The sequence below is a fragment of the Jiangella mangrovi genome, assembly GCF_014204975.1.
Classification (GTDB): Bacteria; Actinomycetota; Actinomycetes; order Jiangellales; family Jiangellaceae; genus Jiangella; species Jiangella mangrovi.
The window spans coordinates 4336486-4359014 of record NZ_JACHMM010000001.1; the positions used below are offsets into that span (position 1 = coordinate 4336486).

Here is a 22529-nt window from a genome sequence, read left to right on the forward strand (position 1 = left end):
GGCCGAGCGCCGTCGTGACTCTCAGGACTTCGCCGCGTGCAGCTGCTCGATGATGCGGATCGCGGTCAGGGCGTCTCGGGGGTCGACGGGGACCGGCCCCTCCCCCGCGATCGCCGCAGCCACCTCGCGGTAGAACCGCACGTACTGCCCGCGCTCCGTCGGCACCGACGACGCCTCGCCGTCGCGACCCAGCAGGCCGTAGGACGACGGCGACTCGACGCCGAACGCGTCGTCCAGCGGCGACAGCCCCGACCCGAGCTGCCCCTCCTGGCCGTCGAGCCCCCACTTCGTGAACGCCGACTCCGACCCCAGCACCCGGAACCGGAACCCGCGCTGCGCGACCAGGCTGCTCATCGCCAGGTGCGACCGGACGCCGGACTCGTGAGTCAGCGCGATGAAGCTGTCGTCGTCGTTGACGCGGCCCGGACGGTGCGCGTCCAGCTCGCCGTACACGTCGGCCACCGGTCCGAACAGCTGCACGGCCTGGTCGATGAGGTGCGACCCGAGGTCGTAGGCGACCCCGCCACCGTCACGGCCGGACGTCCCCGACTTCCACGGCGGGCGGGGCCGCGCGCTGAGCCACTCGAACCGCGACTCGAACCGCCGCACCTCGCCCAGCGCGCCGGACTCGACCAGCCGCCGGACCGTCAGGAAGTCGCCGTCCCACCGCCGGTTCTGGAACGCCGTCAGGACGGCACCCGTCGATTCCGCCCGCGCGATCAGCGCCTCGGCATCGGCCAGGTGCACCGTCAGGGGCTTGTCGACGACGGCGGCCAGCCCGCGGTCCACGACGGCGAGCGCCAGTTCGGCATGGGTCGGCGTGGGCGAGGCGACCACGACGAGGTCGACCTCGCCCTGGTCGGCGAGGGTCAGCAGCTCGTCGACGCTACCGACGATGCGGGCCGACGGGTAGCGCGCCGACGCCGCCGCGGCCCGCTCGGCGTTCCCCGTCACGACGTGCGTCAGCGCATAGGCCGGGTCGGCGGTGACCAGCGGCGCGTGGAACACGCTGCCGGCCAGGCCGTACCCCACCACGGCGGTGCGGATCGGGCCAGTCACGACGCGACCACCTTGCCGACCTCGCCGCCGAGCGCCACGCCGGCCCGAGCCGCGTAGGTCGCGACGATCCGCTGGCAGTCGTAGATGTCCTGCCGCCCGTCGGCCAGACCGGACCGCGGCGCGACGCCGTCGCGGACCATCGCGTGGAACGCCTCGAGCTGCGTCTCGAACGCCTCGGTGATGCTGCGCCGCACCACCCGGCGCTCGGCGTCGCCGTCGAGCGTCGTCACCGTCAGCTCCGTCGGCGCGTGCATGAGGTACGGCGACGGGAAGGTCAGCTCGACGCTCCCCCGTCCGTGCACCACGCGGACGGTCTCGCGGTAGGCCGGGAAGTCGGGCAGGTAGTGCCAGGCCAGCGTGTACCGGCCGCCGTCGGCGAGCGTCCCCGTCGCGGAGATCGACGGCGGGTGCTGGCCGAACGAGCCGCGGTCGCGGCCGACGTCGCGCACCGCGAAGCGAGAGCTCTGCCGCCAGATGTCGGCGTGGTCGACGGTGGCCGGCGGCGCGCCGAAGCTGCGCAGGATCGACAAGTCATGCGCCAGCGAGCTCACCAGCGAGCCGCGGTAGGCCCGCCAGAGCCCGTCCTCGGTGTCGCCGACGGCGGCGGTCCACAGCCGGCGGTCCTCGGACGCGATCTCCTCGAGCGCCCAGTCCGGCAGCGGCCCCGACGGGCTGGCGACGTGCCCGAACGCCAGCTGCGACGCCCCCGTGGGGTGCAGGACGGTCGCCTCGATGCTGCGGACGTCGTCGACCTCTTCGAGCAGCCGGGCTGCCTCGATGACCGCGGGATCGTACTGCTTCATGTAGGCCAGCAGCAGCGCCGGGTGGCCGAGGTCGGGCTCGGCGGCGATCAGCTCGTCGACCTCGCCGGTGGTGAACGCCAGCGGCTTCTCGCAGAACACCGGGATGCGCCGCTCGAACGCCGCCAGGACGGCCTTCGCGTGCGAGCCGCGCGACAGGATCATCAGCGCGTCGAGGTCGCCGGCGTCGAGCAGCTCGTCGAGCGTGCGGAAGCGGCGCTTCTCGTCGACCCCGAACCGGGCGCCGACGACGTCGGTGACCTCGTCGGAGAAGTCGGCGACGGCGCTGACGGTGAACAACTCGGGCCGGCGGGCGATCAGGGGCAGGTGCACCACCTGCGCGACCGCGCCGAGGCCGAGGATGCCGAGGCGGATCGGCGCGCCCATCAGGCCGTCACCCCCGTCTCCGGCGACGACGCGCCGAACGGCGTCCTGAGCACCGATTTCACGTGGTCCCCACGCTGCATCGCCGAGAACGCCTCCTCCCAGTCGTCGATGTCGTAGGTGCCGCCGAGCGCGAGCTCCGGGTGGAGCCGGCCGGACGCGAACAGCCGGAGCACGTTCTCCCAGGTGCTCCACGTGTGCGAGTAGCAGCCGTACAGCGTGACGGCCTTCTTCACCAGCGGATCCAGGGTGAAGCCCAGCGGCTGCGGCCCCCAGCCGACCTTCGCGATGGCCCCGCCCGGCCGGACCAGCTGCATGCTCTGCTCGAGCGCGGCGCTGACGCCGGTGGCCTCGACGACGAGGTCGGCGCCCAGACCGTCGTGCAGCCCGGCGACGACCTCGAGCGGGTCCTCCCGGGTGATGTCGACGACGCGGTCGGCGCCCATCTCGGTGGCCTTGGCCAGTCGCTTGCCGTCGATGCCGGTGCCGAGGACGACGGTGGTGCCGGCGCCGCGCACGATCGCCACCTGCAGCGCGCACAGGCCGATGGCGCCGGCGCCCTGGACGACGACGAGGTCGCCGGGGACGACGGACGCGCGCTCGACGACGGCGTTGTAGGCGACGGCGAACGGCTCGGTCATGGCCGCCCGCTCGAAGGGGACGCCGTCGGGGATGCGGTGCAGGACCCGCGGCTCGGCCACCAGGTACTCGGCCATGGCGCCGTCGCGCTTGAGGCCGTAGCCCTCGCGCCACGGGCACAGGTTGTAGCGGCCGCTGCGGCACAGCGCGCAGACGCCGCAGATCGACGCCGCGGTCTCGCAGACGACGCGGTCGCCCACGGACCAGCCGCCGACGCCGTCGCCGATGGCCGCGATCACACCCGCCGACTCGTGGCCGAGCGTCACGGGCAGCACGCCCTTCGAGCTCTTGCTCTGCGAGTCGTGCCACATGTGGATGTCGGAGCCGCACACGCCGACGGTGTGCACCCGGACCAGGACGGTGCCCGGTCCGGCGACGGGTTCGGGCAGCTCGCGCACCTCGAGCGCGCCATCCTCGTAGGCATACTTGACCAGCGCCTTCATCGGCGATCCTCCAGCAGGCGGCACTCGGAGAGTGGGACGTCCCCACTCAAAGGTTGTTCGCTATCTTTCATTCTACCGGGTGATAGTGTTCTGAAAATCACGAGTTGGGTCAACGGTCGAGGAGTGACGTTGAGGATCGCGGCGTTCCCCAAGGGCGAGCTCCAGGCGATGGTGCTGCAGCGCACCAAGACGGTCTTCGAGTGGATCGACGAGGCCGCCTCGCTGGGCGTCGAGGGCCTCGAGCTGCACACCGGCTTCCTCTGGGAGACCGGCGACGACTACGTCGCGAAGGTCGGCGAGGCCATCGAGGCCGCCGGGTTCGCGATGCCGATGATGTGCGCCTCGCCCGACTTCACGAACCCCGACGCGGACGTGCGGGCGCGCGAGCTCGACGACCAGGCCTGGTTCATGCGGACGACGGCGGCACTCGGCGGACCCGGCGCCACCTGCCGCGTCCTCAGCGGTCAGGCGCACCCCGGCGTCGCCGTCGAGCAGGGACTGCAGTGGGCCGGCGACGCCATCCGCTCGTTGCTGCCGCTGGCCGCCGAGCTGGGCATCACGCTGGCCATCGAGAACCACTACAAGGCCAGCACCTGGAAGTACCCCGAGTTCGCGCAGCGCCCCGAGGTGTTCCGAGCCCTCGTCGACGGCATCGACGACCACGTCCACTTCGGCGTCCAGTTCGACCCGTCCAACGCCATCACCGCCGGCGTCGACTCCGCGGAGTTCCTGGAGACCGTCGTCGACCGCGTCGTCACCATGCAGGCGTCGGACCGCCACCTGGTCAACGGTGCCACGCTCGACGCGCTCCGGCTGGCGGACGGCACCATCGGCTACTCCCCCGACCTCGCGCACGGTGTCGTCGGGCAGGGCCTCAACGACTACGACCGCATCTTCGCCATCCTCACCGCGAACGGCTACGACGGCTGGATCAGCATCGAGGACGGCGTCAACGGCATGGACGAGCTGCGCGCGTCCGTCGACTTCCTCAAGGCCGCCCGCGAGCGCTGGTTCGGCGGCTCGACCGTCGTCCGGGTCGAATCACACGAACGCGCGAAAGGACAGAGCACCACATGAGCAGCTCGATCCGCGGCCTGCGCCGCACCGACCTCACGCACGGCATCGTGCAGGTCTCGCTCGACCTCAAGAACCTCGACGACGGCCTGCGCATGGCCGCCATCGCCGTCGAGGCCGGCGCCGACTGGCTCGAGATCGGCACCCCGCTGGTCATGGCCGAGGGCACCCGCGCGGTCAGGGCGCTGCGCAAGGAGTACCCGGACCACCCGCTGGTCGCCGACCTCAAGATCATGGACGGCGGCTACGGCGAGGCCGCCATGTTCGCCGACGCCGGGGCCGACGCCGTCGTCGTCATGGGCCGCGCGCACGACGCCACCGTCGAGCGGGTCTGCGAAGCCGGTGAGAAATTCGGGCTGCTGGTCATGGGCGACGACATGGGCGCGGACGACCGCGCCGCCGAGGGCCGCCGGCTCGAGGACCTGGGCGTCGGGATGGTGCTGCACCACATCGGGCACGACCACCGCAGCGTCAACAAGCACCTCGGGCTCTCGCCGCTCACCGACCTGCCGGCCATCGTCGCCGCGACGACGGTGCCGGTGCAGGCGGTCGGCGGGCTGTCGATCGACCAGGCCGTGAGCTGCCCGACCATCGGCGCCGGCGTCGTCGTGTTCGGCGCGCCGCTGGCCATCGACGACGAGACCTCGTTCACCATCCCCGAGGGCGACCTGCCGCGAGTGCTCGGCGACGCGATCGCCCGCGTGCACGCGACGCCGGTCGCTGCCGTGTGATGGCCTTTCTCCGGCTGCACCACGCGACGTTCACGCACCCCGTCGGCGCCGAGGACGAGGCCCGGGCCTTCTACGGCGGCGTGCTCGGCCTGACCGAGGTGCCGAAGCCGTCGACGATGAACGCGGCGGTCGGCTGCTGGTTCCGTGGTGACGGAGTGGAAGTGCACGGCCTGCCGGACCCGGACTTCGTCGCCAACCGTCTGGGTCACCCGGCGTTCCTCGTCGACGACCTCGACGCGGTGGCCACGCGGTTGCGGGAGGCTGACGCCGTCGTCGAGATGGATGACCGCTTCCCCGGCCACCGCCGGTTCCACAGCTACGACGTGTTCGGCAACCAGCTCGAGTTCCTCCAGGAGTCCCCATGACGCACCCCGTCACCCTGTTCACCGCCCAGTGGGCCGACCTGCGGCTCGAGGAGGTCGCGAAGCTGGCCGCCGACTGGGGCTTCGACGGCCTCGAGATCGCCTGCAAGACGACGCACCTGGACGTCGACCGGGCGCTGGAGGACGACGCGTACCTCGCGTCGCGGCGGGAGATCCTGGACCGGTACGGGCTGAAGGTGTGGGCGATCTCGAACCACGCGCAGGGCCAGCTGGTCTGCGACGACCCGCTCGACTTCCGGCACGAGAACATCGCCGGCCCGCGCACCTGGGGCGACGGCGTCGTCGAGGGCGTGCGGGCGCGGGCGGCGGAGCAGATGAAGAAGACGGCGCGCGTGGCCCGGCTGCTGGGCGTCGACACCGTCACCGGCTTCACCGGCTCGAAGATCTGGCGCTACGTCGCCATGTACCCGCCGGTGCCTGCCGCCGTCATCGACGACGGGTACCAGGACTTCGCCGACCGCTGGAACCCGATCCTCGACGTGTTCGACGGCGAGGGCGTGCGGTTCGCGCTCGAGGTGCACCCGTCGGAGATCGCCTACGACTACTGGACGACGGTGCGCGCGCTGGACGCGATCGACCGGCGGCCGGCGTTCGGGATCAATTGGGACCCGAGCCACATGATGTGGCAGGACATCGACCCGGTGAACTTCATCCTCGACTTCGCCGACCGCATCTACCACGTGGACTGCAAGGACACCCGGCTGCGCCCTCGCGACGGCCGAGCGGGACGGCTGGGCTCGCACCTGGCGTGGGGCAACCTGCGCCGCGGCTGGGACTTCGTGTCGGCCGGCCTGGGCGACGTCCCCTTCGACGACGCGTTCCGGGCGCTCGACTCCATCGGCTACACCGGCCCCATCTCGATCGAGTGGGAGGACTCCGGCATGGACCGGCTCGCCGGCGCCCCCGAGGCCCTGAAGCACGTCCGGTCGCTGCTCTGGGACCGTCCCCAGCGCGCCTTCGACTCCGTCTTCACCCAGAAGGACTGAGGGCGCCGACGGCGGCTCGGTCGCCTCGGCTTGGGCATCGGGAGGGAGTTTCCCTCGCTAGAGCGGGGCAAACTCCCTCCTGACACGTGGGCTCGAGCCCCGCGCCGGATGCCAGGATGATCGGCATGACCGAGGAACCGCAGAGCAACTCCATGGTGAGTGACGGCTCGCCGGCCAGGGCGTGGGCCGAGGCGGTCGCCGCGCTGGCCGCCGCCGACACCTACTGGTTGTCGACGGTGCGCGCGGACGGGCGGCCGCATGTCGTGCCGATCCTGGGCGTGGTCGTCGACGGGGCGTTCCACTTCGCGGCGTGGCCCGGCAGCGTCGCCGGGCGCAACCTCGCCGCGAACCCGCGCTGTGTCGTCGCCGTCAACGCCGACGGCATCGACCTCGCCGTCGAGGGCCGTGCGGTGCCGGTGCGCGACGAGCCCGTGCTGCAGGCGGCGGCCGCGCGCTACCTCGACCAGTACGACTGGCCGGTCGAGATCCGCGACGGCGTCTTCCACGCCGACGGCGCGCCCACCGCGGGGCCGGGCCCGTTCGACGTCTATGCGCTGACGCCGTCGAAGGGATTCGGCTACGGCTCGGGCGAGGGCGAGCCCTACAACCCCACCCGGTGGCGCTTCGGCTGACGCGTTACCGCGCCACTTCGGTGAACGCCGCCGTCAGGAGCTGCGGGTCGGGCGCCTCGAGGATGCCGGGCTTGCCCAGCGCGTCGAGCACGACGAACCGCAGGCGGTTGCCGCGACTCTTCTTGTCGATGCGCATGGTGTCGAGCAGGCGGGGCCAGGCCTGGCCGTCGTACGTGGTCGGCAGGCCGAGGGTCTCGAGGATGCGCCGGTGCCGGTCGGCGGTGTCGTCGTCGAGGCGGCCGGCCAGCCGGCCGAGCTCGGCGGCGAACACCATGCCCACGGCCACGGCCGCGCCGTGCCGCCACTTGTAGCGCTCGAGCTTCTCGATGGCGTGGCCCAGCGTGTGGCCGTAGTTGAGGATCTCGCGCAGCCCCGACTCGCGCAGGTCCGCGCCGACCACGTCGGCCTTGACCTGCACCGACCGCACCACGAGGTCGCGCACGTAGGGGCCGTCGGGCAGGGCGGCGCCGGCGGGGTCGGCCTCGACGATGTCGAGGATGGTGGGGTCGGCGATGAAGCCGGCCTTGATGACCTCGGCGAGGCCGGCCACGTACTCGTTGGCGGGCAGCGAGGCCAGCGCGGCGAGATCGCAGAGCACGCCGGCCGGTGGGTGGAACGCCCCGACCAGGTTCTTGCCCTCGGCGGTGTTGATGCCGGTCTTGCCGCCCACCGCGGCGTCGACCATGCCGAGCACCGTCGTCGGAATGGGGACCCACTTCACCCCGCGCAGCCACGACGCGGCGACGAACCCGGCGAGGTCGGTGGTCGCGCCCCCGCCGATGCCGACGACGGCGTCGGAGCGGGTCATGCCGATGCGTCCGAGCACCGACCAGCAGTACGCGGCGACCTCGGCGGTCTTCGCGTCCTCGGCGTCGGGGACCTCGACGGCGTGGGCCTCGTAGCCCTGCGCGACCAGATCGTCACGGACGGCGTCGGCGGTGGTCCGCAGCGCGCCGGGGTGGATGACGGCGATCCGCTGGACGCCGTCGCCGAGCAGGCCGGGCAGCTCGCCCAGCAGGCCGTGGCCGATGACGACGTCGTACGGGTGCTCGCCGCCGACGTGGACGCGGTCGACCCGCGGGTCGCCGGAGCCGGCGACGGGGGCGTCAGTGGACATGCTTGGTGACCTCGTCGGCGATGTCCTCGGGCTCGCGTCCGCCGGTGTCGACGGTGACCGTGGCGGCCTCGAGGTAGATGGGCCGCCGCTCGTCGAGCAGCCGCTTGAGCTGGGCGCGCGGGCTCTCGATGAGCAGTGGGCGGTCGCGGTTGAGGCCGACCCGTGCGACGGCGTCGGCCAGGCCGACGTCGAGGAAGACGACGAGGTGGCCGGCGAGCAGCGCGCGGTTCTCCGCCGAGACGACCGCTCCCCCGCCGAGCGCGAGGACGCCGTCGTGCTCGGCCAGCGCCTTGGCGACGGCGGCCCGCTCGAGCGCGCGGAACGCCGGCTCGCCGTCCTCGACGAAGATGTCGGTGATCGGCTTGCCGGCCGTGCGCTCGATGTCGGCGTCGGTGTCGCGGAACTCGACGCCCAGCCGCGAGGCGACCAGCGTGCCGACGGTGGTCTTGCCAGCCCCGGGCGGCCCGACGATGACGACCCGCGGCGCCATCAGCGCACCGCCAGCCGCGGCGGGATGTTCTGCAGGTACGTCGCCAGGTTGCGGGCGGTCTCGGTGACGGAGTCGCCGCCGAACTTCTCGAGCGCCAGCTCGGCGACGACCAGCGCGACCATGGCCTCGGCCACGACGCCCGCGGCCGGGACCGCGCACACGTCGGAGCGCTGGTGGTGGGCCTTCGTGACCTCGCCCGTGGCGGTGTCGACGGTGCGCAGCGCGCGCGGGATGGTCGAGATGGGCTTCATGGCGGCCCGGACCCGCAGGGTCTCGCCGGTGGACATGCCGCCCTCGATGCCGCCCGAGTGCCCCGACGTGCGCCGCACGCCGCCGCCGTCGACCGGCACGATCTCGTCCTGTGCCTTGGAACCGCGCGTGCGGGCGAGCTCGAAGCCGTCGCCGACCTCGACGCCCTTGATGGCCTGGATGCCCATGAGGGCGCCGGCGAGGCGCGCGTCGAGCTTGCGGTCGCCGTGCACGTAACTGCCCACGCCCGGCGGCATGCCGGCGACGACGACCTCGACGACGCCGCCGAGCGTGTCGCCCTCGTCGTGCGCCGCGTCGACCTCGGCGACCATGAGCTTGCTGGTGTCGGCGTCGAAGCAGCGCAGCGGGTCAGCGTCGAGGTAGTCGACGTCGTCGGGTCCGGGCAGTGCGGAACCGGCCGGTACCGCGACCGTCCCCAGCTCGACGGTGTGACTGACCAGCCGGATGCCGTAGGCCTGCCGCAGGAACGCCGACGCGACGGCGCCGAGCGCGACCCGGGCGGCGGTCTCGCGGGCGCTGGCCCGTTCGAGCACCGGGCGGGCCTCGTCGAACCCGTACTTCTGCATGCCCGCGAGGTCGGCGTGACCGGGGCGCGGGCGAGTGAGCGGGGCGTTTCGGGCGCTGCCCTCGAGCTCGGCAGGGTCGACCGGGTCGGCCGACATGACCTGCTCCCACTTGGGCCACTCGGTGTTGCCGACCTGGATGGCGACGGGGCTGCCGAGCGTGCGGCCGTGCCGCAGCCCCCCGACGACGGTGACCGCGTCGGCCTCGAACTTCATGCGGGCGCCGCGGCCATAGCCGAGCCGCCGCCGCGCCAACGCCGCGTCGATGTCGGCGGTCGTGACCTCGACCCCGGCCGGAAGTCCCTCGAGAACCGCGACCAGGGCAGGCCCGTGCGACTCCCCCGCTGTCAGCCATCTGAGCATGACTCGAATTCTCCCACGCCCCGCCCGCGCGCCCGACGACTGTCCACCGTGGCACGAGTTGCGCGGCGCGACGGCCGCTCTCACCCTGGTGGAGTGGAACCAGTGACCGGCCCGGCCGGGCCGTACCAGGACCTGAAGTCCGCGCTCGCCGACGCCGGGCCGCACAGCGATGCGATCGCCGACGTGCTCGACGAGATCGTCGCGGAGCGCGCCTCAGAAATGCCTCGAGAGCTGGATCTGGGTGACTGACCTCGTCGCGCGCGCCAAGGCGCTGGCGGCCAGACGAGGCCGCACTCTGACGTCGTTGATGGAGGACGCGCTACGCGCCGTTCTCGAACGTGAAGGCAATCCGGCCAAGAGATCTGCGGTTGAGCTTCCGATCGGCAGTGGGCGGCTCCGCCCGGGCGTGTCGCTGAACGACAACGTTTCCTTGCGGGATCTGATGGACGACCTCGGGTGATCCTCTGCGACGTCAACGTGCTCGCCTACGCCTTCGAGCAAGCGGTTCGTTCAGCCGCCAACGCCGTCCCGATCCGGCCCGGCGCCCGTCACTGGAGCATCTTCACCGACCTCCTGGACACGACTGCAGCTTCGGGCAACGCCGTCCCGGACGCCTACCTGGCTGCGCTCGCCATCGAATCGGGGTCCGAATGGATCACGACCGGTCGAGGCTTCGCGCGCTACCCCCGTCTCAGGTGGCGCCACCCGCTCGGATGATCATGGGCCGTCGACTACTGCCGTAATGCCGGTGCCGCGCGCCGGAGGGCTGGTCTAGGCTCGGCAGGGTGCCGCACGAGATCGATCCAGCCTTCATCGCCCTGCCGATGCGCTCGCTGGCCGACGCCGCGTTGCAGCGAGCCCGTGACCTGGGTGTCGAGCACGCCGACTTCCGGCTCGAACGCATCCGCTCCCAGGACCTCTCCTTCCGCGACGGCAAGCTCGAGGGCAGCCGCGACGGCGAGGACGTGGGGTTCGCGGTCCGCGTCCTGCACGAGGGCACGTGGGGGTTCGCCGCCACCGTCGACCTCACGACGGACGATGCCGCGAAGGCGGCCGAGAAGGCCGTCGACCTCGCGAAGGTCTCGCGCCGGCTCAGCCCGGCCCGCACCGAGCTGGCGGACGAGCCGGTCCACCCGGACGTCACGTGGGTGTCGGCCTACGACGTGAACCCGTTCGAGGTCCCGGACACGGAGAAGATCGACCGCATGGTCGGCCACTCCGTCCGCGTCCTCGCGCAACCCGACGTCGACCACGTCACCGCTCAGCTGCAGCAGGTGCAGGAGAACAAGTTCTACGCCGACACCCACGGCACCGTCACCACGCAGCAGCGGGTCCGGCTGCACCCGGTCTTCGAGGCGCTCAAGGTCGACCCCGCCACCGGCCGGTTCGAGACCATGCGCACCCTCGCCGCCCCGGCCGGGCGCGGCTGGGAGTACGCCACGGGCGCCGACGGCGTCGTCGACTGGGGCGCGGCGCTCGACGAGCTGGGGCCGCTGCTGGCCGAGAAGTTCGGCGCGCCGAGCGTCAAGGCGGGCCGCTACGACGTTGTCATCGACCCCACGAACCTGTGGCTGACCATCCACGAGTCCATCGGGCACGCGACCGAGCTCGACCGCGCCCTCGGCTACGAGGCCAACTACGCGGGCACGTCGTTCGCCACGCTAGACCAGCTGTGGACGCTGCGCTACGGCTCCCCCGTCATGCACGTCACCGGCGACCGCACCACGCCGCACGGCCTGTCGACCATCGGCTACGACGACGAGGGCGTCGAGGCGCAGCGCTGGGACATCGTCAGCGGCGGCACGCTCGTCGGCTACCAGCTCGACCGCGCCATGGCCGCCGCCAACGCCAGCGCGCTCGGCACCAGCCGCTCCAACGGCTGCGCCTTCGCCGACTCCCCCGGCCACGTGCCGGTGCAGCGCATGGCCAACGTCTCGCTGCAGCCGGCCGACGGCGGCCCCTCGACCGACGAGCTGATCTCGCAGGTCGACGACGGCATCTACATCGTCGGCGACAAGTCGTGGTCCATCGACATGCAGCGCTACAACTTCCAGTTCACCGGCCAGCGGTTCTTCCGCATCCGCGGCGGCGAGCTCGACGGCCAGCTGCGCGACGTCGCGTACCAGGCCACCACCACCGACTTCTGGGGTTCCATGGCCGCCGTCGGCGGCCCGCAGACGTACGTGCTGGGCGGGGCGTTCAACTGCGGCAAGGCCCAGCCGGGCCAGATCGCCCCCGTCTCGCACGGGGCGCCGTCGGCCCTGTTCCGCGACATCCGCATCCTCAACACCGCCGAGGAGGGTGGCCAGTGACGGGCACCATGACGCCGCAGGAGATCGTCGAGCGCTGCCTCGAGCTGTCGAAGGCCAGCGGCACGCTCGTGCTGGTCGACGAGTCGTCGACGGCCAACCTGCGCTGGGCGACCAACGCCCTCACCACCAACGGCGTCACCCGCGACCGGTCGGTGACGGTGATCGCGGCGGTCGACGGCGGCACCGGCACGGCGTCGGGCGTGGTCGCCCGCAGCGCCGTCACCGCCGAGGGCCTCGAGCCGCTGGTCCGCGCCGCCGAGCAGGCCGCCCGCGACAACGGCCCGGCCGAGGACGCGCAACCGCTGATCGGCGCGGGCGACAGCGGCGACGGCGGCAGCGATGCGGGCGCCGGCTGGTACGACGTGCCCGGCGAGACCTCGCCCGAGGTGTTCGGCGGCATCGCCCCGGCCCTCGGCGACGCGTTCAGCCGCGCCGACGACGAGCAGCGGCTGCTCTACGGCTACCTCGAGCACGGCGTCCGCACCACCTATCTGGGGTCGAGCACCGGGCTGCGGGCGCGGCACGAGCAGCCCACCGGCCACATCGGCATCACCGGCAAGTCCGCCGACAAGACACGGTCGGCCTGGGTCGGGCAGTCCTCGCGCGACCTCACCGACGTCGACGTCACGGCGCTCGACGCCGAGCTGACAAAGCGGCTGGGCTGGGCGCAACGCACGGTCGAGCTGCCGGCCGGCCGCTACGACACCGTCCTGCCGCCCACCGCCGTCGCCGACCTCATGATCTACGCCTACTGGACCATGAGCGCGCGCGACGCCCAGGACGGCCGGTCCGTCTACTCCGCACCCGGCGGCACCACCCGCGTCGGCGAGCGGCTCTCGAAGCACCCGGTGTCGCTCTGGTCCGACCCGGCGGCGCCCGGCCTCGAGTGCGCGCCGACGGTGTTCGCGCACGCCTCGTCGTCGGAGTCCAGCGTCTTCGACAACGGCCTGCCCATCGCGCGGACGTCGTGGATCGAGGACGGCACGCTGCGCGCGCTGCTGCAGACCCGTCACTCGGCAGGTCTGACCGGCCTGCCGATGACGCCCGCCGTCGACAACCTCGGCCTCACCGTCGACGGCGCCACCGGCGGCACCGAGGACTTGGCCGCCGGGGTCGAGCGCGGCCTGCTGCTCACGTGCCTCTGGTACATCCGCGCCGTCGACCCGCAGACGCTGCTGCTCACCGGCCTCACCCGCGACGGCGTCTACCTCGTCGAGAACGGCGAGGTCACCGGCGCGGTGAACAACTACCGCTTCAACGAGAGCCCGGTGGCGCTGCTCGACCGCTTCACCGCCGCCGGCGCGACGGTGCCGACCTTCAGCCGCGAGTGGGGCGACTACTTCCCCCGGACGGCGATGCCGGCCCTGCGCGTCCCCGACTTCAACATGTCCTCGGTGTCGCAGGCCTCCTGACGACCGGCCGCGCCGCTCATGCGTCTCGTTCTCCTGGGCGGCGCCCCGGGCGTGGGCAAGACCTCCGTCGCGCGGCAGTTGCTGCGCCGCGCCGCCGGCGGTTCAGCACTGGTGCAGTGGGTCGACGTCGACGCGCTGTGGTGGCACCAACCGTGGCGCGTCGACGAGCGCACCACGGCCATGGTCCGGGCCAATCTCGCCGCCGTGATGGACCACGCGGCGACCGCCGGGGTCCAGGTGCTCGTGGTCACCTGGGTCTTCCAGTCCACGCACCTGCACGAGCTCGTCCGGTCGCTGGCGCCGCCCGGCGCGCTGCCGACCACGGTGCAGCTCGTCGTCGGCGAGACGGAGTGGCGGCGACGGTTCGAGGCCGATCCCGATCGTCCGCCGATTGACGACTTCTTCCGGGATCGCTACGCCGGGGCGCAGAAGACGCCGTCGGACCATCGCATCGAGACCGACCGGCGCGACGTCGCAGGCGTCGCCGCCGAGCTCGCGTCGCTGCTGCAACTCACCTGACGACCACATGATGGCGGGTGGTTTGGTGGTGCTATAGCGCCACCAAACCACCCGCCACGATCAGTTCCGTACTACGGGCGGCCGCCCGTGACGGTGATGGTCTCGTCGGTGGTCGAGACCTTGCCGTACGGGTCGGTGCTGCGGACGACGACGGTGTGCTCGCCGAACCGCAGGCCGCGCGGCAGCTCGAACGACCACAGGTGCGACGACGGCTCGGGCGCGGCCGGGCGGAGGCTGCCCGTCAGCGTCGAGCGCAGGACCGAGATGTACGGGTCGTTCTGCGGGGCCAGGTGCGTCATCGGGACGAAGCGGCCGCCGTCGACGCTGACCTCGACGGTGTGACGCTCGCCGCCGTCGAAGACGTTCGCCGTCACCGTCGGGCGCTGGACGCCGAGACCCGTCCAGTCGCGCGCCGCGAACCGCACGGCGCCCGGAGCGAAGCCGTCGACACCGCTCACGCCGCCGGGGATGCGGACCTGGTCGTCCCAGCCGCCGTCGAAGGTGAGCCGGACCTGGTACTCCTCCGGCAGGCTGGCCGGCTTGAACTCGGCCTTGTACTCGTTGCCGTCGAAGAACAGCTCGTAGTGGCCGTTCGGGTTGCCGTCGGACATGTCCGCCGCCTGGATGCCGCGCGAGTCGCGCGGGCCGGTGTTCCAGCCGCTGCCGCGGACCTCGGCGAGGACCTGGTGGTGGAAGTCCTTCGGGCCATACCAGCCGTGCTCCTCGCCCATGTACATCTGCCAGCTGTTGCTGGTGTCGTGGCCGGAGATCGTGTACACGTGCTCGCGGTCCTCGAGGATCGAGAACAGCTCGGGCAGGTTGGTGGTGTTGACGCCGTCGGACGTGGTGGCGTTGGTGGCCAGCGGGATGTGCGTCCCGATGACGATCAGCCTGTCCTCCGGCACATACCGCAGGTCGTTCTCCAGCCACTGCAGCTGCTCGTCGTTCAGGTAGCCGATGTAGCCGTGGTCCGGGCCCTCGTGCAGCACGTTGTCCATGAGCACGAAGTGGACCTGGCCGTAGTCGAACGAGTAGTCCGTCGGCCCGAACGTCTCCTTGTAGGTGTCCGTGGCGTTCTCGTCGGTCGGCGCGTCGTAGTCCATGTCGTGGTTGCCCGGCGTGTTCCACCACGGGATGCCGATGGCCGACACCGCCTGGTTGTGCGGCGCGAACAGGTCCAGCGGGTCGTTGACGACGTCGCCGACGGTGAGGCCGAAGCGGGCGTCGGTGTTGCCGACGATGCCGGCGATGACGTCGATCGCCATGGTGTTGATCTGCCCGACGTTCGACGTCTGCGGGTCGGCGAAGGCCAGCGCCGAGAACGTCTTGTCGACGGAGTCGTCCTGGTACATCGGGAAGTCGACCGACTCCGGCAGCGGGCCGGTCGGCTCGACGCCGCCGTAGCGCAGCTCGTACGGGCTGCCGTTCGGGTAGTGCTTGTAGTAGAACTGCGGCAGCTGGACGTCGTTGACGGGGACCATCCAGCCGGCCGGCTTGCTGATGAAGATGACGGTCTGGTCGTCGACCTGCAGGCTGTACTCGCCCTGCGCGTCGGTGCGGACGACGTCGCGGCCGTTCGACACCGACACGTTCGCCACGCCGGCCTCGCCGCTGTCGCGCTTGCCGTTGCGGTTGGCGTCGTCGTAGACGACACCGGTGGCGGTCTCGGTCTCGGGCGCCACCTCGGCGCCGGCCAGGCCGAAGCCCGTCGCGCCGAGGCCGGTCACCGTCGCGGTGACGCCGGCGCCGATCAACAATCTCTTCGAAAGGGCCCTGGGCGGGCGGCCCGTAGTCGACGATCTACCTCTCGCCATGGGAAATCCTCCGGTCGTGTGGGGGCACGGAGTTGCGGGACTTCACCCTGTCGGCGCCACCCCAACACGAGGTGACGAACCCACACACAACGGCAGAAGACTGAGGTCAGTCTGCGACGAGCACGACGCCGAACCCGGCGACGGCAAGGGCGATCAGCACGACCGTGGACACCACGGACGCGAGGCAGAGATAGCCGGTGAACTGCAGCGACACCGGCAGGAACGGCGCCACCCGCGGCAGGTCGGAGAACCGGTCGAACAGCTCGCGGGTCAGCCGGACGCCGGCCCACACGCCGCGCGCCGCCCGCCCGGCGCCGCGCAGGCCGGGTCCGGCGCCGCGGACCTGCTGCAGGGCGTCGCCCGCCTTCGCCCACGCCCCGGCGACGTCGTAGGCCTGGGCCAGCTCGGCGGCCAGCTCGTCGACCGGGTCGACGGCGCGCAGCAGCCGGCGCCGCCGCCGGAGCACCCAGAGACCCGGCGCCGCGCCGAGCAACGCCAGGACCAGGAAGAACAGGCCGCTACGGCCGCCCAGGGCCAGCCCTTCGAGCGCCAGCACGAGCGCCGGCGTCAGCGGCAGCAGCCCGACGGCGAACAGCGGGATCCGCACGCGGCGCACCAGGACGGCGAGCGCCGCGGCCAGGTCGCGGATGACCTTCGCCCGCGTCTCGCCCGCCGACGCGGCCGCCGCCTCCGCCGTCCGGCGCCAGCGGTCGAACCGGCTCTCCCCCGGGCTCGCGGCGTCGCTCATGCCGGCCGGTACGGCAGGACGACGATGCGTTCGGCGTCGCGTTCGAGCAGCTGCGGTGCCAGCCCGGACAGCGCCGCGATCTCGTCGAGCGACTGGTAGCCGCCACGCAGGTCACGCGCGACGACGAACGCCTCGGCGGTCTCGCGCGGCCAGCCCAGCGCGGCGGCCAGCCCGCCGGCGCCGGTGTTGTTGAGGTCGACGAGACCGCCGTCGTCGACGACGTCGGGGACGTCCGGGCGGGCCAGGTTCAGCTCCACCGCCATGGCCGGGTCGCGCGCGATCAGGTCGCGCGCCTGCTGCCGTCGTTCCCGGTCGGCCAGCACCTCGCGGACGGCGGGATGGTCGCGCAGATCGGCGACGGCGCCCGCTCCGGTCGCGCCCGGCGCCGCGGCGGGGTACGGCGGCAGCTCGACCACCTCTTCGCGACGGCGGAACACCACCGGGCGGGCCTTCAGCGCGGCCACGATGCCGCCGACCAGCGTCCCGATGATCAGCAGGCCGCCCGCGGCCGCGCCGCCGTCCTCGGGGCCTGCCATGAGCACGACGACGCCCGCACTGCCCAGCAGCAGGACGAGGGCGGTGATGAACCAGCCGGTGGTCCGGGCCCGCCACCACGCCTGCGCGGCCGGCAGCCAGGCCAGGAACGTGACGCTGAGCAGCGGGATCAGCACCCACAGGGTCTGGCCGATGCCGCGCACCAGCCGCTCCCCGAACGAGTCCTGCCGCGTCATGGCCGTAAGCGTGCCACAAGCGTCAGGCGCGCGGGACGACGAACTCGTAGCCGGCGTCGCGGAGGGTCTCGATGATCTCGGGCAGCGCATCGATGGTGCCCGACCGGTCGCCGCCGCCGTCGTGCAGGAGGATGATCGCGCCAGGGTGGACGTGCTCGGCGACGTAGTCGTGGATGGCGCGGGCGCCGGGTTTGCGCCAGTCGCCGGGGTCGACGCTCCAGCCGAGGGGCACCTGGTCGTGCTCGGCGGCGATCTCGTTGACGTTGGCGGCGAAGTTGCCGCCGGGCGCGCGGTAGAACGGCACCTCGACGCCGGGGACGGCCTCTTCGATGGCGTCGAGCGTGCCGCCGATCTCGTCCTCGATGACGTCGGCCGGCTTGTCCGGCAGCGAAGTGTCGTGGGTGATGGTGTGGTCGCAGAGCCGGTGGCCGTCGTCGGCGATCTCGCGGACGAGGTCCGGGTAGAGCCGCGCCATCTCGCCGACCAGGCAGAACGTCGCGGTGATGTCATAGTCGCGGAGGATCTGCAGGACGGCGGGCGTCTGGTCGGGGTGCGGGCCGTCGTCGAAGGTGAGCGCGACGGTGTTGCCCTCGCGGCCGTTGAGGCGGCGGGTGCCGGCGTCGTCGACCTCGGCGACCGGCGCGGAGCCGTCGGCGGCGGCCGGCTTCAGCCCGAGCAGCCGCTGCGGCGACGACTTCGCCTGCACGGAGGCGGCCGCGGCCGACGTGCCGCCGGAACCGCCCTGGGGGTCGCTGCGCGCGGCGCCGACGATGACGCCCACGACCAGGCACAGAATGAGGGCAGCCCGGAGCTCTCGGGACACCGGCACCACCTCGCCTCACTCGGGACGAATCGACCACAACCAGGCCAGGTGCGACGCTACCGGCGCAGCGGCGCAGACCCGATGAGGCGCGCCGAATGCGCTTTCCACCTCAGACCGGGTCGTCGTCGCACGACGGCGTCCGCATCCCGTACGGTCGTGGCGTGAACATCCGCCTCTCCCCGGAAACCGAGCTCACCGGTCTGGCCGGCTGGGCCGTCGACCTCATGGACACCATGGGCGCGGTCGGCGCCGGCCTCGCGATCTTCCTCGAGAACCTCTTCCCGCCGCTGCCCAGCGAGGTCATCCTGCCGCTGGCGGGGTTCACCGCCAGCCGCGGCGACATGAACCTGGCGGCGGCGATCATCTGGACGACGGTGGGCTCGGTGGTCGGCGCGCTGGTCTGGTACGCCGTGGGCGCGGCGGTGGGGCGCGACCGCACCCGGGCCATCCTGGCGAAGCTGCCGCTGGTGAAGATGGCCGACGTCGACAAGGCCGAGGGCTGGTTCGCCAAGCATGGGGTGAAGACGATCTTCTTCGGGCGGATGATCCCGATCTTCCGCAGCTTCATCTCCATCCCGGCCGGCGTCGAGCGCATGTCGCTGACGGTGTTCCTGCTGTTCACTGCGCTGGGCAGCGCCATCTGGAACACCGTGTTCATCCTGCTCGGCTACCAGCTGGGGCAGAACTGGGACGCCGTCGAGCGCTACGTCGGGCTGTTCCAGTACGCCGTCATCGCGGCGGTCGTCGTGGCGGTGGTGGTGTTCGTGGTGCTGCGGGTGCGGCAGAACCGGCAGGCCCGCGACCGCGCCCGGCACCGCGCCCGCGGCTGACGGGTCACCGGACGGCGATCACCCCCGCGGCCGTCAACGAGGCGAGACGCTCCGCCGTCAGGCCTGCCGCCGCCAGCACCGCCGCGGTGTCGTCGCCGAGCCCGGGCGGATCGCCCAGCGGCGGCCCGTCGAGCCAGCCCGTGCCGGTGACGGGCGCCCGCGGATGGCGCACCGGGCTCCCCCGGTCGCCGCTGGTCTCGGTGATCAGCCCGAGGTGGCGGACCTGCTCGTCGCCGGCCACCTCCTCGAGGTCCTGAACGGCGGCACAAGGAACGCCGTGAGCGGCGAGCCGGGCCAGCAGCTCGGCCCGGGTCAGACCGCCGGCAACCGCCGAGATCACGGCGCGCAGCGCATCGTAGTGCTCGATCCGCCCCGGCCGGTCCCGGAACCGCTCGTCGGTCAAGAGGTCCGGCCGCTCGAGTGCTGACGCCAGGCCCTGCCAGAACTTCTCCGGCGACGACAGGTGGACGGCGACCGCCTTCCCGTCCGCGGCGACGACGGTGAACACCTGCGCCAGCCGGGCCCGGTGACCACGCCGCGGGACGTCGCCGTCGGCGAGGTAGCGGCCGAAGCTCTCGGCCATCAGCCCGACCGTGGCCTCGAGCAGCGAGGTCCGCACCCAGGTGCCGCGGCCGGTCACCTCCCGCGAGCGCAGCGCGGCCACGATCCCGAGGCCGGCGAACACGCCGGTGAGGTGATCCGACAGCGAGAACCCCATCGGCTGCGGCGCGTCGAGGTCGGTCAGCAGGCTCAGCAGCCCGCTGCGGGCCTGGCCGACGGTGTCGTAGCCGGGCTCGCCGGCCAGCGGCCCGTCGGGGCCGTAGCCGGTGATCGAGCAGTACACCAGCCTCGGGGCCAGAGCGGCGACGGCGTCCGGCCCCAGCCCGTACCGCTCCAGCACGCCGGGCCGGAAGTTCTCGACCAGCACGTCGGCGTCGCGCAGCAGCTCTCGGACCACCTCCTGGCCGGCCGCGGACTTCAGGTCCACGGCGACGGACTGCTTGCCGTAGTTCAGCGCGCCGAAGGTGGGGCTGGACGCGCCGTTGCGCCACTTGCGGAACGCGTCGCCGACGCCCGGCTGCTCGAGCTTCACCACCTCGGCGCCCAGCTGCGCCAACAGGAGCCCCGCGAACGGCCCGCTGACGTAGTTGGCCGCCTCGATGACCCGGACGCCGTCGAGCGGGCGCACCGTCAGGCCTCCACCGCGATGTCGTGCCAGTGCTCGGCCTCGTCGACGCCCGGCACCCAGACCGTCGTGGCGAGCAGCTGGCCGCAGGAGCCGCAGGCGTACTGCTGCAGCTCGCCGAGGTACGGCACCCCGGTCGGCATCGGCCGGCCGGCGACCTCCTCCATCGCGACGGTCCGGTAGCGGGTGCCCAGCTTGTAGTTGTCCCCCGCCGCGGCGAGCGGCTCGGCGCAGTAGTGGCAGACGGTGTACGCGGCGCCGTCCGCGGTGGTCGCGAGGTCGAGCCCGTCGTGGATGCGCCGGACGGTGGTCAGCGCGGCCCGGTCCACGGCGGGCGGTGACCCCAGCCGGTCCCAGGTCAGCCGGTCCTGACGCAGCTCGGCCCGGCGGGTCGTGGTGGCGACGGCGTCGACGTCGCCCTGCGCGTCCAGGACGACGCCGAAGACGAGGCCGGCGATGCGCGGCGACAGCACCCCGCGCCGCACGTCGGCCCGGACACTCTGCTCCGGCCGGCGCAGCGGGTCGCCGAAGCCGCCGCCGCCCTGGGTGAAGTCCGAGAGCAGCCAGCCCTCCGGCACCGGCACCCGCTTGGCGCTGGCCGCCGGACTCCACGTCGTCGCGATCCCGTCGTCGAGGGCGTCCGCCGCCGCCGTCGGGTAGCGGCCGCCGGCCAGCGCGCTCAGCAGCTCCGGACGCGGCTCGAGGACGGCGCGCACGCCTCCGGATCCCGATGGGAACCCGCCGTGCAGGCCGAAGCCGCCCTGCGGGACGCCGGCGTAGGGCTTGAAGTCGACGGTGAGGTCGTTCGACCCGTGCACCATGAGCAGCCGTTGGCTGCCGCACCCGCCCACCCGCTCCCCGTAGCCGACGCCGTCGACGGTGTGCCGGCGGGCGAAGTACAGGAACGGGTAGTGCAGCTCGATGGTCTCGACGTCGCTGACCCCGCCGGACGGGATGTTGTTGTGGCCGCCGGTGTCCACGCCGTCGCGTCCCGGCGTCGCGCCCAGCCCGCCGCCGTGGTCGTCGTACAGGCCCTGCGGCACCGGCACGCCGTCCTGGTTGAGCCCGCCGTAGAAGCGCCCCGGCCCGCCCAGGTACCAGAAGCCCTGCCAGGTCGCATTGACGTCCTCGACCTCGCCGGCCGCGTAGAGCATGTTGGCCAGGCACTCGCCGAGCGCGGAGACGATGACCTGGCCGACGCGGGGCGCGCCGCCGCACGCGGCCGGGAAGGTGCAGTTGACCACCGAGCCGTCGGGGACGACCACCGACACCGGGGCCATGCGACCGTCGCTCCACGGGACGTCCCAGAAGAGGAAGTTGGTCAGCGCCACGCTGACGTGCGCGAGCGTGCTGGCCAGCGTGGAGTTCTGGTCGTTGCTCATCTGCGGGCCGGAGCCGGTGAGGTCGATGCTCAGCTCGTCGCCGCGCTTGTCGACCGTGCACACCACCGGGAACACCACCGGCCCGTCCGTCGCCTTGTCGCGGGCACTGGAGTACAGCCGGCTCGACCACCGCCCGTCCGGCAGCGACCGCAGCTTGGCCCGGGCCCGCCGCTCGGCGTCGGCGATCAGCTCGTCGCTCGCGGCCTGCAGGAAGTCCAGCCCGAACTGGTCGATGACGGTGTCGAGCCGCTCGGCGACGACGTTGTTGGCGGCGATCCGCGAGCGCAGGTCCAGGCCGACGTAGACGGTGTCGCGGCACTGCTCGACGATGGACTTGTAGACGTCCTCGCGGAACTCGCCCCGGTCGATGATCTTCACCCCGAGGTAGCGGATGCCCTCGTGGAAGATCTCCGTGGCGCCGCCGCGGAGCTGGCCGCCGGTGTCGGCGGTGTGCGAGCTCGACGCCGTCCAGCCGTACAGCACGTCGCCGTGGAAGAGCGGCTTGATGACCATCTGGTCGTACGTGTGCGAGCCGGCGACGTAGGGGTCGTTGAAGAAGATCTGGTCGCCGGGGAAGAAGCCGGGACTCTCGCCGAACCAGTCGATCAGCGCCCGGATCGCCTGCGAGGTCGCCGCCGCGAAGCGCAGGTGCCCGGAGCAGGCCAGCACCATGGTCCCGTCGGGCGCGTAGAAGGAGCTCATGCACTCGCCGCCCTGCGACACGATCGGGCTGGCCGACACGCGCTGCAGGGTGAGCCGGCCCTCCTCGAGGATCGACCAGATGCGGTGGGTGAGGATCTCGAAGCGGAACGGGTCGATCGTCATGGTCGTCGTCATG

Annotated in this window: 24 protein-coding genes; 12 read left to right on the top strand and 12 right to left on the bottom strand. The window is 72.4% G+C overall.

Annotation, left to right across the window (positions count from 1 at the left end; genetic code table 11):
• Positions 1 to 21: 21 nt before the first annotated feature.
• Genes HD601_RS20160 through HD601_RS20170 form a run of 3 tightly spaced genes read right to left on the bottom strand, consistent with a single transcriptional unit; the run spans position 22 to position 3325 of the window.
• Positions 22 to 1059 carry a Gfo/Idh/MocA family protein gene (locus tag HD601_RS20160; RefSeq protein ID WP_184824872.1) on the bottom strand — a complete coding sequence of 346 codons (1038 nt, stop codon included), beginning with the start codon at positions 1057 to 1059 and terminating at the stop codon, positions 22 to 24.
• Positions 1056 to 2246, bottom strand: a complete 1191-nt coding sequence (locus HD601_RS20165; RefSeq protein ID WP_184824874.1) for a Gfo/Idh/MocA family protein — start codon at positions 2244 to 2246, stop codon at positions 1056 to 1058. Before HD601_RS20165 ends, HD601_RS20160 begins: the two co-directional genes overlap by 4 nt.
• Positions 2246 to 3325 carry a zinc-binding dehydrogenase gene (locus tag HD601_RS20170; RefSeq protein ID WP_184824876.1) on the bottom strand — a complete coding sequence of 360 codons (1080 nt, stop codon included), beginning with the start codon at positions 3323 to 3325 and terminating at the stop codon, positions 2246 to 2248. The genes HD601_RS20165 and HD601_RS20170 overlap by 1 nt, the downstream gene beginning before the upstream one ends.
• 123 nt (positions 3326 to 3448) lie before the next feature.
• Between HD601_RS20170 and HD601_RS20175 the strand changes: the two genes are divergently transcribed.
• From HD601_RS20175 to HD601_RS20195, 5 genes are all read left to right on the top strand, one after another.
• On the top strand, positions 3449 to 4402 hold the full coding sequence (locus HD601_RS20175; RefSeq protein ID WP_184824878.1) for a TIM barrel protein: 954 nt from the start codon (positions 3449 to 3451) through the stop codon (positions 4400 to 4402).
• Positions 4399 to 5130 carry an orotidine 5'-phosphate decarboxylase / HUMPS family protein gene (locus tag HD601_RS20180; protein ID WP_184824880.1) on the top strand — a complete coding sequence of 244 codons (732 nt, stop codon included), beginning with the start codon at positions 4399 to 4401 and terminating at the stop codon, positions 5128 to 5130. The genes HD601_RS20175 and HD601_RS20180 overlap by 4 nt, the downstream gene beginning before the upstream one ends.
• On the top strand, positions 5130 to 5495 hold the full coding sequence (locus tag HD601_RS20185) for a VOC family protein (protein WP_184824882.1): 366 nt from the start codon (positions 5130 to 5132) through the stop codon (positions 5493 to 5495). The genes HD601_RS20180 and HD601_RS20185 overlap by 1 nt, the downstream gene beginning before the upstream one ends.
• A complete protein-coding gene (locus HD601_RS20190) occupies positions 5492 to 6499 on the top strand; it encodes a sugar phosphate isomerase/epimerase family protein (protein ID WP_184824884.1) in 1008 nt (335 codons plus the stop codon). Before HD601_RS20185 ends, HD601_RS20190 begins: the two co-directional genes overlap by 4 nt.
• A gap of 125 nt (positions 6500 to 6624) precedes the next feature.
• Positions 6625 to 7131 (top strand): pyridoxamine 5'-phosphate oxidase family protein, encoded by a 507-nt coding sequence (locus HD601_RS20195; protein ID WP_184824886.1) that lies wholly within the window; start codon positions 6625 to 6627, stop codon positions 7129 to 7131.
• Positions 7132 to 7135: 4 nt separating this feature from the next.
• On the opposite strand, the gene aroB is transcribed toward HD601_RS20195, so the two are convergent.
• The 3 genes from aroB to aroC are packed head-to-tail and all read right to left on the bottom strand — an operon-like array spanning position 7136 to position 9934.
• The gene (aroB, locus tag HD601_RS20200) at positions 7136 to 8248 is read right to left on the bottom strand and encodes a 3-dehydroquinate synthase (protein ID WP_184824888.1); all 1113 of its coding nucleotides are present in this window, start codon (positions 8246 to 8248) and stop codon (positions 7136 to 7138) included.
• Positions 8238 to 8738, bottom strand: coding sequence for a shikimate kinase (locus HD601_RS20205; protein WP_184824889.1), 501 nt, complete (start codon positions 8736 to 8738; stop codon positions 8238 to 8240). Before HD601_RS20205 ends, aroB begins: the two co-directional genes overlap by 11 nt.
• Complete coding sequence (aroC, locus tag HD601_RS20210; protein WP_184824891.1) at positions 8738 to 9934, bottom strand: chorismate synthase; 1197 nt, start codon at positions 9932 to 9934, stop codon at positions 8738 to 8740. Before aroC ends, HD601_RS20205 begins: the two co-directional genes overlap by 1 nt.
• A 93-nt stretch (positions 9935 to 10027) precedes the next feature.
• Between aroC and HD601_RS20215 the strand changes: the two genes are divergently transcribed.
• The 6 genes from HD601_RS20215 (at position 10028) to HD601_RS20240 (ending at position 14177) form a co-directional block, all read left to right on the top strand.
• The gene (locus HD601_RS20215) at positions 10028 to 10183 is read left to right on the top strand and encodes a hypothetical protein (RefSeq protein ID WP_184830334.1); all 156 of its coding nucleotides are present in this window, start codon (positions 10028 to 10030) and stop codon (positions 10181 to 10183) included.
• Positions 10176 to 10394, top strand: a complete 219-nt coding sequence (locus HD601_RS20220) for a DUF2191 domain-containing protein (RefSeq protein ID WP_343076433.1) — start codon at positions 10176 to 10178, stop codon at positions 10392 to 10394. Before HD601_RS20215 ends, HD601_RS20220 begins: the two co-directional genes overlap by 8 nt.
• Positions 10391 to 10651 (top strand): PIN domain-containing protein, encoded by a 261-nt coding sequence (locus HD601_RS20225; RefSeq protein WP_184824893.1) that lies wholly within the window; start codon positions 10391 to 10393, stop codon positions 10649 to 10651. The genes HD601_RS20220 and HD601_RS20225 overlap by 4 nt, the downstream gene beginning before the upstream one ends.
• 68 nt (positions 10652 to 10719) lie before the next feature.
• The gene (locus HD601_RS20230; protein ID WP_184824895.1) at positions 10720 to 12246 is read left to right on the top strand and encodes a metallopeptidase TldD-related protein; all 1527 of its coding nucleotides are present in this window, start codon (positions 10720 to 10722) and stop codon (positions 12244 to 12246) included.
• An 8-nt stretch (positions 12247 to 12254) separates the two neighbouring features.
• Entirely contained in the window at positions 12255 to 13658 is a 1404-nt protein-coding gene (locus HD601_RS20235; RefSeq protein ID WP_184830081.1) for a TldD/PmbA family protein, read from the top strand.
• An 18-nt stretch (positions 13659 to 13676) separates the two neighbouring features.
• The gene (locus tag HD601_RS20240) at positions 13677 to 14177 is read left to right on the top strand and encodes an AAA family ATPase (protein ID WP_184824897.1); all 501 of its coding nucleotides are present in this window, start codon (positions 13677 to 13679) and stop codon (positions 14175 to 14177) included.
• Positions 14178 to 14248: 71 nt separating this feature from the next.
• On the opposite strand, the gene HD601_RS20245 is transcribed toward HD601_RS20240, so the two are convergent.
• The 4 genes from HD601_RS20245 to HD601_RS20260 all read right to left on the bottom strand — a co-directional run bounded on the left by HD601_RS20245 (position 14249) and on the right by HD601_RS20260 (position 18293).
• Positions 14249 to 15931, bottom strand: a complete 1683-nt coding sequence (locus HD601_RS20245) for a calcineurin-like phosphoesterase C-terminal domain-containing protein (protein WP_184824899.1) — start codon at positions 15929 to 15931, stop codon at positions 14249 to 14251.
• A gap of 166 nt (positions 15932 to 16097) precedes the next feature.
• A complete protein-coding gene (locus HD601_RS20250) occupies positions 16098 to 16739 on the bottom strand; it encodes a hypothetical protein (RefSeq protein ID WP_184824901.1) in 642 nt (213 codons plus the stop codon).
• Positions 16736 to 17470: a hypothetical protein gene (locus HD601_RS20255; RefSeq protein ID WP_184824903.1), complete on the bottom strand. Its 735-nt coding sequence runs from the start codon at positions 17468 to 17470 to the stop codon at positions 16736 to 16738. Before HD601_RS20255 ends, HD601_RS20250 begins: the two co-directional genes overlap by 4 nt.
• A 22-nt stretch (positions 17471 to 17492) precedes the next feature.
• Positions 17493 to 18293 (bottom strand): polysaccharide deacetylase family protein, encoded by an 801-nt coding sequence (locus HD601_RS20260; protein ID WP_184824905.1) that lies wholly within the window; start codon positions 18291 to 18293, stop codon positions 17493 to 17495.
• A 224-nt stretch (positions 18294 to 18517) separates the two neighbouring features.
• Between HD601_RS20260 and HD601_RS20265 the strand changes: the two genes are divergently transcribed.
• Entirely contained in the window at positions 18518 to 19123 is a 606-nt protein-coding gene (locus HD601_RS20265) for a DedA family protein (protein WP_343076512.1), read from the top strand.
• Positions 19124 to 19127: 4 nt separating this feature from the next.
• Here HD601_RS20265 and HD601_RS20270 read toward each other — a convergent pair whose 3' ends face one another.
• Both HD601_RS20270 and HD601_RS20275 read right to left on the bottom strand, forming a co-directional pair.
• Positions 19128 to 20312 (bottom strand): CoA transferase, encoded by a 1185-nt coding sequence (locus tag HD601_RS20270; protein ID WP_184824909.1) that lies wholly within the window; start codon positions 20310 to 20312, stop codon positions 19128 to 19130.
• 2 nt (positions 20313 to 20314) lie between these two features.
• Complete coding sequence (locus tag HD601_RS20275) at positions 20315 to 22528, bottom strand: hydantoinase B/oxoprolinase family protein (RefSeq protein ID WP_184824911.1); 2214 nt, start codon at positions 22526 to 22528, stop codon at positions 20315 to 20317.
• Position 22529: the final 1 nt, after the last annotated feature.

Bases quoted from the DNA above. Each gene is read 5' to 3' on its own strand.
- HD601_RS20165 (WP_184824874.1), bottom strand. From the start codon at position 2,246: ATGGGCGCGCCGATCCGCCTCGGCATCCTCGGCCTCGGCGCGGTCGCG.
- HD601_RS20170 (WP_184824876.1), bottom strand. From the start codon at position 3,325: ATGAAGGCGCTGGTCAAGTATGCCTACGAGGATGGCGCGCTCGAGGTG.
- HD601_RS20180 (WP_184824880.1), top strand. From the start codon at position 4,399: ATGAGCAGCTCGATCCGCGGCCTGCGCCGCACCGACCTCACGCACGGC.
- HD601_RS20185 (WP_184824882.1), top strand. From the start codon at position 5,130: ATGGCCTTTCTCCGGCTGCACCACGCGACGTTCACGCACCCCGTCGGC.
- HD601_RS20190 (WP_184824884.1), top strand. From the start codon at position 5,492: ATGACGCACCCCGTCACCCTGTTCACCGCCCAGTGGGCCGACCTGCGG.
- HD601_RS20195 (WP_184824886.1), top strand. From the start codon at position 6,625: ATGACCGAGGAACCGCAGAGCAACTCCATGGTGAGTGACGGCTCGCCG.
- aroB (WP_184824888.1), bottom strand. From the start codon at position 8,248: ATGTCCACTGACGCCCCCGTCGCCGGCTCCGGCGACCCGCGGGTCGAC.
- HD601_RS20205 (WP_184824889.1), bottom strand. From the start codon at position 8,738: ATGGCGCCGCGGGTCGTCATCGTCGGGCCGCCCGGGGCTGGCAAGACC.
- aroC (WP_184824891.1), bottom strand. From the start codon at position 9,934: ATGCTCAGATGGCTGACAGCGGGGGAGTCGCACGGGCCTGCCCTGGTC.
- HD601_RS20235 (WP_184830081.1), top strand. From the start codon at position 12,255: ATGACGCCGCAGGAGATCGTCGAGCGCTGCCTCGAGCTGTCGAAGGCC.
- HD601_RS20240 (WP_184824897.1), top strand. From the start codon at position 13,677: ATGCGTCTCGTTCTCCTGGGCGGCGCCCCGGGCGTGGGCAAGACCTCC.
- HD601_RS20250 (WP_184824901.1), bottom strand. From the start codon at position 16,739: ATGAGCGACGCCGCGAGCCCGGGGGAGAGCCGGTTCGACCGCTGGCGC.
- HD601_RS20255 (WP_184824903.1), bottom strand. From the start codon at position 17,470: ATGACGCGGCAGGACTCGTTCGGGGAGCGGCTGGTGCGCGGCATCGGC.
- HD601_RS20265 (WP_343076512.1), top strand. From the start codon at position 18,518: ATGGACACCATGGGCGCGGTCGGCGCCGGCCTCGCGATCTTCCTCGAG.
- HD601_RS20275 (WP_184824911.1), bottom strand. From the start codon at position 22,528: ATGACGACGACCATGACGATCGACCCGTTCCGCTTCGAGATCCTCACC.